The following is a 12,289-nucleotide window of genomic DNA, read 5'->3' as shown; positions in this document are numbered from 1 at the left end:
TTTCGTAAACGTCTTTTCGCATACTCATCACTTCCTCAAAAGATTGATAAAGTGAGTATACAAAAAATGCAGGAAAATCGACAATTTTAAACCGCCGATTTCCTACATTCTACAGCCGCCCTCTACAGATAGCCTGTCATAATGTCTCGAATATCATTCTTGAAGAAGAAATTTATACTCCCCCGAACTAATTTATTACCAATTCCATGGAAGGGACGTTTATTTTCTTCAAAATAGCTCGAACTTAATCGGTCACCGACTACCATGTCATATTTTTGTTTTAGAACATATTCGGCCATCTGAGGAATATCTTCAGTTGGATAAGTATCATCACCGTCAATCATGATATAACATTCGGCATCAATTTCCCGAAACATGCGTCGAATAACATTGCCTTTACCCTGCATATATTCATGACGAACAACTGCACCAGCTTTTTCAGCTAATTCCACAGTATCATCTGTTGAATTATTATCGTAAACATATACTACACTATTAGATATATTTGCTATTGCTTTTTTACAATCTGTTATAACTTTTTCGATCGTTTTTCCTTCATTATAGCAAGGAATTAATACTGCTAATTTATCCACGTTGCCCCCTCCTTTTAATGTTTATTTTTTCAACACTAAACATACATGCAAATGCCATCAAAACAATTGCAATTTCACCAATTACATATCTAGAATAACCATTTATAGGAACCAAAGTACTTAAACCGACTAATCCAATTAGTGGAACCAAAATAATAAACATATCTAAATTTCTTAGCTTTATACTTCGATACAATAAAAATATTAGAAACCAGGTAGCTATCGCTGTATTTAAGAAAAATGCAATTACAGGAAAACTTAAAATCAACCCAATAAATTCACGTGCTTTAAGTCGTACAGAGTCATTAAATAAGTAATTATATTTATCGACCCAATTAGGTTCAACATAATATGGTACCCGTGTGGGAAAATTAATAAATAATGAGCCATATAGATTAGTAGGGGAAGCAAATGGATTTAAATAGAAGCTGTTCGCAGCTATATAAACTTTTATATATGTGAACGGATGCTTCAATCCAGCTTTCAACCATACTTTTAGATATTCTCTTAAATCACTCTTTATTTTTGAATTAGATTGCATCTTCTTTTTTCCTTGTACAACCTCTTTAATAAGAGAAGGATTATTCAAAAAAGTATTTACGGGAAAAAGATTTTTTAAGTTATCGCCAGAATTAATATCATAATTCTTTTTAATTTTATCTAGAGGAGTTATCTTATTTATTATCTTTTTATCTTTCTTAGTCAAACTATTTGGATTATTTATATAAACATAACTTACCTGTCTTGTAGGTATTGTAAGGGCTTCACTACTAGCCCCAGGGACTATATTAATTTTGTGCACATAAGCCTTCCAGCCACTAATAATAACTACAAAAGAAAGCAAGACCAACAACAATTTAGTAATGTTCACATGCTTATATACTAAGAAAGACAATAATATCAGCGTACTAATTATACTAATATATAGAGCGTCATTTCTAAACTGCGAAAACAATACCATTGTAAGCAAATATAACAAATAATCATTAGTGTGCAATGCTTTATGTTTATTTTTCACTCCCATTATTATTTTGACATAGCAAAGGTAAAACGCTGCACAAAATGCATAATATAATGTACTTTTATCGATCGTTGCTACATAACTACTAAATATGGGAGAAGCAAAAATAACTAAAGAAACGATTCCCATAATCTTTCCAGATTTCTGACCAATAAATTGTACTACCTTAGTATAAATAAATGCACTTATTAAGGTCTGAAATAGGATAACCAAAAAAATACCAAAATTAGGATTGAGTATTTTATTACCAATATTAAAAATACTACCTATAAGTAATGTCACAAACCAAGGATTATGATTTGTAGGTACATACATAAAATCTAAATTTGCTACCCTTTTTCCCTCGAATTCACAAAACTGTTTAAGTGCATCCCAACTTATTTGGCCAGGTAAAAAGAAAATAATAACTAAACTCCACGAAATTAAGATCACTAAAAAAACTCTCTCAAATTTAAAGAAAGATTTTTCGCTATAATTTGAATATTTTTGGCATCCAAAACTACAAAGCGCTAAGGCTCCAGCAAATGTTATTGTCCAGCCTAATATAGCTAATGTTGTTATAAGTATATTTCCAGCACCATGTAAATAATATGTTCCCATTATAGTATAGGGTTTTTCATCTGCTATAAATAAAAAAGTAAAGTTATAGAGAATTGAAAAGATTAGGCCAAAAAAATAATCAATGAAACGTATTTCAACAAGATGCCTAACTTCAATAAAGTAAAAAAGTGTTAATACTAACAATGTATTAACTAAAACATTTAAAAACGGTTGTCCAAATCTGTCGTTTGAAATAGGAGTTGGGTAAATGACCCCCATACCAAAAACAGCAAAAATCCATAATTCTAATTTTTTATATTTTTTTATTTTATCAAGCATTTCCAACCACCTAATTTTATCCCTAATATAAAAAACAATTTGTCATTCCTAGGTCAAGGCATTAACCACTTCAAATACTTAATTTTACGAATATATAACGTAATAATGCCACTTGCGAAATATATAACTAGAGGATCAACTATTATACGAATAATTAGTGGACATGCAACTAAAAATTCATTAAATGGATCCAATACATACATAATCAAAAAAGGATGAACAAGATAAATTCCAAATGTTAAACTAGCTCCCTTTGCCAGTAGTATTTTGACATTTAGTGTTTCTAACCAACATTCTCTTTGTTTAAAAAATAGGAATAATGCACACATAACACAGAACGATGGTAGCATTGCAATGTCGGAAAACGTTTTAACGATTCCACCTGGATAATTTAACATAGGAATCTGTTTTATATAAAATGTAAAATAAATAGTTGTAGTAATTTCAAATATTAGCATTATAATTCCTAGTAAATATATCTGTTTACATCTTCTTTCAAGTAAATCATTATGTGTCAAATACCATCCAGCTATGAAATATTGAGCATAAGATCCTACAAACGGGAAAGAAGTTCCAAATAAACTTTGTGTCTTTATCAAAATATTAACTATTGGAATTACAGTGTTTGTTACTATTAAAATTAAAAGTGTATATTTTATAATTTTCTTGCTTCCATATTTGATAATAAGCGAAACAAACGGCGCACATAAATAAAATCCCGTAATATTATAGAAGAACCAATAAGGCCCCACTATATTTCCTAAAAGAAAACTTTTTATAAATAATTTTATTGTAAGGAGTCCGTTATTTTTACCAAATATAAAAAAGAAACCTATTATACTCCAGATAATGAATGGAATTACAACTTTATTAAATCTTTTGATAAAGAATGTCTTTGTATCATAGCGATCACGATAATTAAGAATATTTGCCCCCGATTGCATAAAAAATATCGGTACTCCATATGAAAAAATAATACCCAAAATAATACAAAGAATTAGATAAAAGGATGGGCGTGATACTTGTATACCAAGTTGTGCTGGATTAGTTACAGTATGTAAAACAACAACAGCAAATGAAGATGCTATTGCATTCAGATACATAAAATAATATTTTTTACTTTTAGTCATTTTCGCTTACTTCATCTTATCTGAACTTTATAAAAACTAATTTTCCCCATCATCAGTTCTTAAATGCTCAATTGTCGGTTTAAAAGAAAGCCCCTCTTTTGTAGCATTCCAGATAATTTTAATTCTCCTCTTTTTATTATCTTTTGATTTTATAATAACCTTAGTTAAATGCAATATAGTTTTTAAGCCTAGATGAACCCAGCCAGCAATCCCCTCTCGACGATAAACGTAGACTTCATTACGGTAAGCAAATTCATACCGTTTAAATCTCTCAGGAGAGTCATTAACAATATTGCTTCCATTATTTGACTTACATTTATGAATAACTATACTCTCTGGCACAAAGTAAGCTGGATATTTTCGTGAAATTCTGCGTGAATACTCAAAGTCATCAGCCCAAATGAAAAATTCTTTAATTGGTAATCCAACTTCTTTAACAACCTTCATCGGTACGAAAAATGATACGAACGTTCCCATAATAATCTTTTTAGGATTACCATCAAAATCTTGTAATTTACGATTCAAAGTTATCTTAGGAACATTCATATTACACATAGACTTATCTTTCCACAACACTTTACTGGCTAAAAAGCCGAATTCTCCGATGTTTTCAGCCACTTCCATTAATTTTTCCAAAGCATTAGGGGTTGGAATTGAATCATCGTCCATCAACCATAAATAATCTGGTTTCAATTTAGCACTTGCTTTTACCCCAAATTGAAAACCACCAGCACCGCCAAGATTTTCTCCGGTATTAACATATGAGACACATGGATTATCGATTTTTTTTACAAAATCCTCTGTACCGTCCGTACTTGCATTATCAATCACTAAAATATCTAAGTTTTTATATGTCTGAGCCAATAGCGATTCAATACATTCTTTCAGCAATATTTTACGATTATAAGTTACTACCACTGCTGTTACTTTTTTATCCATAGTTAACCACCCTTAGTTATTTAGCCAAATTAAATTTACGCCAAATTTTGTGTTTTAAAAGCTTAACTGGTGGTACGACCAACAAGTTAATTTTACTCTTTGTATTCCACGTTGTAATTGTGGTGTTAATAGAAGAAAATTGTTTCCCATAGCGACGAACAATTTCCCGACCAGTTTGAATATATTGCCAATTTTCTGAAAATCCAGTTGAATAATGCCACATTCTAGCAGGAATAACATAATTCATTTTATGATCCAGCAAAGCCATTAAGCACTGCTCAACAGCATACATATGCCATCCTTTGATATCCGAAAATGGATGCTGCTTATAAAAATCCTTAGTCATCACAAAAAGACATTCATCCACCGTCTGTGCCTTAGTCGTTTCTTGAATTAACTGGCCAAAATGGTGTGCTGGATCACCGTGAACAATACTTGTCACTAGTGTTGATTTATGATGATGAAGTTCAAATAGACATCCCGAAACACCAGCTATTCCAAGGTCCCGAATTTTAATAACTTGATTCAAAAAGTCACGCAATGCATATTGATCAAGAAATCGCATATCTGGATGAGAAAACACAAGATAATCTCCATGCGCTTTCTTTATAGCATCATTGTATGCTTCACGAGCTGAAAAAAACTGATTATGAGTATTATCAATCTTCACTAACTCATAGCTAACTTCTTTTTGACTTTCTAAACTTCTTTTGAAATCTTCATAAATTTTTTCTTTATTAACAATTGTGATAATTGAAAAAAGTGGATTGTCTTTGCTCATGATTGCTCCCCATAACCTTATTAAACTAGCCAAGTCTACTTAACTTTTGATAGTCTCGAACAACGATACCACCGAAAACAAGATTCCCAGTAGTTGTTGCTCTTGCTGGTGGATATTTTAGTACAATTCTTAAATTCCATAGTGGATTCCGATGTTGAACTAGACTTGCATAATTTTTAACATAATTCTTATTCTGCCCTGTTAATTTGCTTCCGTAAGCTTGCCAAAAATCGCTAGTAATTTTTACCATCCGAATTACTCGACCATTAAAGGGCTCATTCTTATTAAAAAGTGTGGTCTTCTTATTACTGCCGATTACATTCCCTTGATGTTGCCGATAAAGAATCGTGGAACGATCTAGATAGACAACTTTACCAAACGCAGCTGCTACTAGAGCGATCCACCAATCATGCACATATAGTTTATTACTCTTTACTTTATCAAAATCGAGTAAATTTTTAAGCTCTTGATTAATCATCATTGTGCATCCGGTTACGCAATTTGCAAAAAGCATTGATTTAAAATCTGACCAATGTTCTTCCGAAGAATTCATTAGTGAATCCCCATGAAGATTTGTATCTACTACTGTTAAGTTCGAATGAACACAAATAGGCATATTGCCAATTTCAGAGGCTTGCATTTTCCTTAATGTTGCTGATATTTTATCTTCCATCCAATAATCATCTTGATCAGAAAACATATAATACTGAGCTTTCGTATTCGCCAATAAATCCATAAACGAGCCAGTAACTCCTAAATTTTTCGGTTTGTTTTCATTTAAAAATGTAATCTTTTCGTTATCTCTGGCAATTTTCTTAATTAGGTTAACTGTATTATCGGTGGATCCATCATCTCGTATGTAAAGATGCCAATCAGTATAATCTTGGGAAATAATTGATTTTACTTGTTCTTCTAAATATTTCTCACCATTGTAAGTCGACATCAATATTGCAACATTCTCATTTGACATACTTTTCTCCTCAATACTTAAATACTTTTCCAAGTAGTAATACTAAATGAAAAAATCATCCCAACTAAAAGCCCTAAAGCAGCTCCAAGCACAACATACTTTTTAATGGAAGGAGTAGTCTTAGCACTCACGTTATCTCGTGTAGCTCTTGTTAAAATTCTTACATTACTATTATTTGGACTATATTTAGGAAGTTGAGTTTGTGCGGCTTCAGCAACTGCATTGGCAATTTTTACCGAATCATTTCCCTGAGTAGTTCGTGCTGTAATCTTAAGGACCAATGAATCTGGTGCTGAATTAATACTAACTGCCGAGGCTAGTTGTCCATCTGAATAGTTTTTGCGTAAGTTAGCTGGTAGATATTTTTCTGCTTTTTTCATCGTTTCTTGATTATTAAGAATTTCTTCATATGAATGCATCATTCCTTTTTCAGCCATCATCGCTGCATTTTTATAGTCAGTTTGCGTAACCTTAATATTTAAGATTACACTCGATTCTGCGGTAAAAAAAGTTATTCGTTTGTGTCTTGCATATAAGCCAGCACTTAGAGCACCAATTAACGTTAATACTAAAATAATTACTATATTTCTAATAATTATTTGATTAAAGTTACCAATCGTTATTTTCTTTGACTTTGCCATTTTTTAAACCTCCGCTGATTGTTTGTGGAACACATGATAAGAATGCCAGCATAAAGGGATTATACGTAATTTCCAACATATGCTGATCAATTAAACTACTCGAAACAACTAAAAATAAAATAGCCGGTAACAAGTACTCATGTTTGACCGTTTCTCTAAGTGAAATACCTACTAAAATTAAAAGAGCAATTATACCAAGAATAAGGCCATTAATTACTAATAATCTTACAAAAGAAGAATCGATAAAGAAGTATTTACCAGGGTTATTTTTCATCATGTGCAGGCCGTCGCTCCCGCCCCACCCTCGTTCTATAACTCGTTTTCCAAGCAATGTAATACCGTATTTATCAAACCCTTCTTTTCCTAAAGCTAACCTTCCAGATAAAGCTTGATCCAGTTTTACCATTACTGGATTAGAAAATGTAAAGTAATAAGTTATTAATACATAGCTATAAGGTAAGACGATGCTTAAGTACCAATATGATGATGCAATAAACTTCTTTAGTTTGGTATTAAGTTTACGACTAACACTTAACATTACTAAGACCATTAAGATCATTAATAAGGCATCAACACGCGTATCAGTTACTAAATATGTTAAATAGTCTATTACTAATATTCCAAGCCATTGAAGCCACCCCATTTTTTTATAATTTAAATAACAATAAGCTAAACATAAATAAAAAATATGAGCTGAAAAATCAGTTGGATAATCAGTTCCTAAACTATATCTAAAAGTTGTTCCCCTAAAAAATGCTAAATTCTTTATTATTCCTGCTAAAGAATACAGCATCGTAAGTAACATCAACATCAAATTAATATTAAAATATTGCCGAACTATTTTATTAAAACTAATTCCTCTCGCTGCAAAAATAAAGCTAAACATTATCATCACGTTACTTAGTTGAGTCCTTCGCCATGATAAAAATGCAAGTCCTAAAATGACAGTTATGCCAATATATTCATACCATTTAAAATTATCAAAAATATAAATCTTTACTATTAGCAAAGCAAAGGCAAGATAATTAACTAAATTGACATAATTGACATTTAGATAATCCATAAATGTTGTATTAAATACAAATGAAGCAATTAGACTTAAAGCAAAGGCTGCAAAAAAAAGTTGTTCACCACTAATAGTCTTATTATTGAACCATCTGAGTTTATCCCTCGAAAAGGTAATCATCTTGTTTAAAATCTCCTACTCGTTCATGTTTAGCTTAGTTAAAGCATGCTTTGTATAATAGCCCTCTCGAAGTTTCTTCCCTAATTTTTCTGCGTTTCTCTTCATTAATTGATATTGTTCATTCGTAAGAGATAAAAGCACATTATCTAGTTCGGTTAAACTGCTTATACAAATACCTGCTCCACTTTCCTTAATTAGTGGTGCCAATGCTGCTTGATCCCAAATAATGACAGGAATACCTGTGCTAAGGTAGAGCGATGTCTTGTGAGGATTATTATATTTTAAATATTCCCCGAATGTACCACTACAAGTTTCAGTACTATTCCCATCCCAAATAAGCCCAAAATCCTCGGTTAAATGCTTGGGTAGTTCTTCTGGGGTGTATTGTCCACAATATCTTATACCTTCTGGATAGGAATCCAATTTATTGGGACCGTAAATATTAAGCCGGTAGCTTAAATTCACTTTAGTTAAAAAAGTTGATTTAGCTAAATTTCCCGGAAAACAAATTGTAAAATTAGCTGGGTCATATTCTTTTTTCTTTTGCATTGGCTGTTCATTATCATAATCAAATAAACCCAGTTCAATCATATTGGTTTTAACATCATTATCTGTCAACCACTTTTTCATTGCTTGATTATGGACAATTAGATTATCTACTTGATTAAACAATACTAATTCTCTTTCCTTATCCTCCATTGACAATTGTAAGGCAGGAAGATCATGAATAAAAAGATCAATTTTTGCATTAGTATATTTATGAATCACTTCAATGAATTGTCTTAAAACATAAGGAGTAGATATCGGAAATTGTAAAATATAACGATCAGCTGGATGGGTTTTAACCAATCTTATTATACTTAAATGCGTTAAAAGATATCTTTGAAGCCTCGTATAATATATTTTGACATGAATTACTCCAGTATCATTCAATTGAGATGCAAAAAAATCTATATCTTTTTTTGCCTTATTTCCACCAGAGTTTTTAATAGGGTCAATAGCAGAAATTAAATATTGCATAATTTCTTTTTCCTTTCACTATATAATAGGTTAGAAGATATACTTTAATTCTATCTTTTTTCTAAACGTCGATTTTGAATTAGTTTAATTGCCTGATTAACAATTGGAGCCTTTAGTAAAATAATTCCAAGTAAATAAACAATTATACCAACTATTACTTCAACAATTAAATTCACTACAGTCATATTAATTATTAGTGCTAAGCGATAAATAACAATAAACATTATTGCACCACTAAGAATGTATTTCCACACGTTTCCAAAAAGTTTTCTTCTACTAATTGTATTCTTAATATAATAAAGCTGCACTGCCGTTACTGTTAATTCTGAAATATCTGTAGCAATTGTTGCCCCCTTGGCTCCCCATAATGCAATTAGGAAAAGGTTTGCAATAATATTAACAACAGCCCCTAATGTAACTGAAACCGTATATTCTTTCGTGCGATTAATCGGCATTAAATATTGCGTTCCTGTAACATTACTCCAAGCAATAAATAAGATAACTGGCGCTTCAAACATCATTAAAGTTCCAGCCGCATCATATTGACGTCCTAAAAACCATGGAGCGAATGGCTTAGCAATTGCCATGATACCAAATGACATTGGAACTGCAATAGCCGTAATAAAATCAAAAGAATTATAAAGGCTATCACGAATTCCTTTAACATCACCTTTGGAAAATTTATTGGCAATATGTGGCAACATTACTTGTCCAGAAGCAGTTGCAACTGCTAAAACGACCTTAATAATTTGGTCAGTGTTCTGAAACTGCCCTAGTTGATTTTGCGTTGACATTCTTCCCAACATCAGCCGATTAACAACTAAGTATACTTGAGTAGTAATTGTTGGAATAAAAAGCAATAGTGCGGGATAAAAATGTTTAAACGGGTGCCATGTGCTAATTGGAACCCATTTAATTTCATCCTTTAGATAGGGCCATAAAGTTAAATTACCAACAAGGTTTGATAATCCAAGTAAAGCAATATATTTGCCTAAATCTCCTTGATTTTTTACCAAAAGAAAAATCAAGGCGACTGAAGCCAATTTTACTAACATATTTCGAAAAACAATCCGCTGGAAGTTTTCCATTCCCATAAAATACCAAGAAACATCCAGTCCAGCTGCAATAATCCAAAAAGACTGAAGTAAAAAGAAACGTTTAAAAGTAGTACTAAATAGGAGTACCGCTGCAAGATAAGCTATTAATGCTAGTAAAATTGTAATTCCTTGAAGCGTCTCAATTCCCCAAAAGATTTTTGAACGATCTACTACATTGTCGCGATGATAGGCTACTTCACGATTACCATAAAGTGCAATTCCCATCTGTCCTACAAGCATAAAAAAGATCATCCAGCTATTTGTATAAGAATTGATACCAACAAGATCAGGTCCCAACACCCGAGATATATAAGGGACTGTAATTAGAGGTACTAATAACACTAAAACTTGATAGACAACATTATACAAATAATTCTTAATAACCTTCATGGCTACTAATCAAACTCCTTGTTAACAGCTGTCAATGCTGCGTGTAATACTTGATCCATGTTGTAGTAACGATATTGGCCTAAACGACCACCAAAGATCACATCATTAGCCTGCTCACTCGCTAACTTCGCATATTGCTTATAAAGTTCGTTGTTCCGTTGATTATTAATTGGGTAATATGGTTCATCACCCCGATGCCAGTCAGCCGGATATTCACGGGTAATCACCGTCTTATCCTTATCACCCTTACCGAATTCGAAGTGCTTATGTTCAATAATCCGGGTATATGGTGTTTCTGCATCAGTATAGTTAATTACCGCATTACCTTGATAGTTTCCAACATTCTTTTCTTCAGTTTCAAAACGAAGACTACGGTATTGCAGTTCACCTAACTGGTAATCAAAGAATTGATCAATCATTCCGGTAAAGACAATCTTTGGATAATCTTTAAGGTATTCATCTTTCTTATCAAAGAAGTCTACTCCAGTTTCAACGTCAATCAAATCACTATCAAGCATTTTTTCGACAATCTGAGTGTAACCACCAACCGGAATTCCTTGATAGGTGTCATTAAAGTAGTTGTTATCGTAAACTAATCGCACTGGCAGACGCCGAATAATAAAGGCTGGCAATTCAGTTGCCTTTTGTCCCCACTGCTTTTCAGTATAACCTTTGATAAGCTTTTCATAGATATCGCGACCGATTAAGGAAATAGCTTGTTCTTCCAAATTCTGTGGCTCTTTCCCTGCCATCTCTTGGCGTTGTTCATTGATCTTCGCCATTGCTTCCGCTGGTGTCCGCACGCCCCACATTTGACTAAAAGTATTCATATTAAACGGGAGGCTGTACATTTCGCCCTTGTAGTTAGCTACTGGGCTATTCGTATACCGATTGAATTCTGCAAACTGGTTTACATAATCCCACACTTCCTTATTAGACGTATGGAAAATATGGGCCCCATATTCATGCACTTGAATGCCATCTACCTCCTTAGTGTAGATATTACCAGCAATATGGTCTCGCTTTTCAATCACTTTCACACGCTTACCACGTTTAGCAGCTTCATAAGCAAAAGTTGCCCCAAAAAGGCCTGCACCTACTACTAAATAATCATATTTTTTCATTGTTCTCTCCATATCATAACTTTTACATACTTTTGTATAATACTACATTACTACAGTGTTTGTGAAGCTTTGAAATATTTATCATAATTTAAGACTATTTAAGTATTTTTGTAATCTTTCAGTAAAGTTTCTGTAATATAGAAGCCTATTAAAATGTTTTTAAAACGTCGTTTGTAAAATTAAGTTAGAAAAAATAAAAAGCCATTTGTGATAGACTTTTGAATATCCCTAATCAAAAGAAAGGCAATCACAAATGACCTATAAACATCTTACCACACGTGAATTAACTCTCATAGCTGATTTTTGGTATCAAGGTACTAAAGCTTATCGGGCTGCTAAATTACTTCAGCGTAGTCAAGAAACCATCTATCGTGTTTATCGTTTCCTCAACGCCGGTAAAACCATCGACCAATATCTTCAGACTTATCAGCGACATAAGCGTCGTTGTGGTCGGAAGCAGACCCAACTGCCAACTATCGAAGTTAACTATATCCATGCGCAAATCAAGGCAGGTTGGA

At 32.5% G+C, this 12,289-nt stretch carries 10 protein-coding genes and 2 pseudogenes; 1 reads left to right on the top strand and 11 read right to left on the bottom strand.

The genetic code is table 11. From position 1 onward, the window contains the following. Positions 1-128: 128 nt before the first annotated feature. From CBG10_RS06405 to glf, 11 genes and pseudogenes are all read right to left on the bottom strand, one after another. A pseudogene (locus tag CBG10_RS06405) lies at positions 129-593 on the bottom strand (glycosyltransferase family 2 protein); the annotation flags it as partial. Next, the gene (locus tag CBG10_RS06400) at positions 586-2,493 is read right to left on the bottom strand and encodes a DUF6020 family protein (protein WP_094512067.1); all 1,908 of its coding nucleotides are present in this window, start codon (positions 2,491-2,493) and stop codon (positions 586-588) included. The gene CBG10_RS06400 and the pseudogene CBG10_RS06405, both read right to left, overlap by 8 nt. A 53-nt stretch (positions 2,494-2,546) precedes the next feature. Further along, complete coding sequence (locus CBG10_RS06395; RefSeq protein WP_094512065.1) at positions 2,547-3,623, bottom strand: acyltransferase; 1,077 nt, start codon at positions 3,621-3,623, stop codon at positions 2,547-2,549. 36 nt (positions 3,624-3,659) lie between these two features. Beyond that, complete coding sequence (locus CBG10_RS06390) at positions 3,660-4,562, bottom strand: glycosyltransferase family 2 protein (RefSeq protein ID WP_094512064.1); 903 nt, start codon at positions 4,560-4,562, stop codon at positions 3,660-3,662. A 16-nt stretch (positions 4,563-4,578) separates the two neighbouring features. Beyond that, complete coding sequence (locus CBG10_RS06385) at positions 4,579-5,343, bottom strand: glycosyltransferase (protein WP_225359214.1); 765 nt, start codon at positions 5,341-5,343, stop codon at positions 4,579-4,581. A 25-nt stretch (positions 5,344-5,368) separates the two neighbouring features. Then, positions 5,369-6,313: a glycosyltransferase family 2 protein gene (locus CBG10_RS06380; RefSeq protein WP_094502203.1), complete on the bottom strand. Its 945-nt coding sequence runs from the start codon at positions 6,311-6,313 to the stop codon at positions 5,369-5,371. A 17-nt stretch (positions 6,314-6,330) separates the two neighbouring features. Next, positions 6,331-6,954, bottom strand: a complete 624-nt coding sequence (locus CBG10_RS06375; protein WP_094512062.1) for a YveK family protein — start codon at positions 6,952-6,954, stop codon at positions 6,331-6,333. Beyond that, positions 6,923-8,140 carry a polymerase gene (locus tag CBG10_RS06370; RefSeq protein WP_094502205.1) on the bottom strand — a complete coding sequence of 406 codons (1,218 nt, stop codon included), beginning with the start codon at positions 8,138-8,140 and terminating at the stop codon, positions 6,923-6,925. The genes CBG10_RS06375 and CBG10_RS06370 overlap by 32 nt, the downstream gene beginning before the upstream one ends. Positions 8,141-8,155: 15 nt before the next feature. Beyond that, a complete protein-coding gene (locus CBG10_RS06365) occupies positions 8,156-9,160 on the bottom strand; it encodes a sugar transferase (RefSeq protein ID WP_094512061.1) in 1,005 nt (334 codons plus the stop codon). Between the two features lie 50 nt (positions 9,161-9,210). Beyond that, positions 9,211-10,647 carry an oligosaccharide flippase family protein gene (locus CBG10_RS06360; protein WP_094502207.1) on the bottom strand — a complete coding sequence of 479 codons (1,437 nt, stop codon included), beginning with the start codon at positions 10,645-10,647 and terminating at the stop codon, positions 9,211-9,213. Between the two features lie 5 nt (positions 10,648-10,652). After that, positions 10,653-11,771, bottom strand: coding sequence for a UDP-galactopyranose mutase (gene glf, locus CBG10_RS06355; protein WP_094512059.1), 1,119 nt, complete (start codon positions 11,769-11,771; stop codon positions 10,653-10,655). 253 nt (positions 11,772-12,024) lie between these two features. On the opposite strand from glf, the pseudogene CBG10_RS06350 reads away from it, so the two are divergent. Continuing rightward, positions 12,025-12,289 (top strand): annotated as a pseudogene (locus CBG10_RS06350) (IS30 family transposase); the annotation flags it as partial.

This window comes from Limosilactobacillus reuteri, from assembly GCF_002254085.1.
In the GTDB taxonomy this organism is placed as follows: Bacteria; Bacillota; Bacilli; order Lactobacillales; family Lactobacillaceae; genus Limosilactobacillus; species Limosilactobacillus reuteri_K.
Note: the sequence above shows the minus strand (reverse complement) of the source record. Positions and strands in the feature narration are given on the sequence as shown.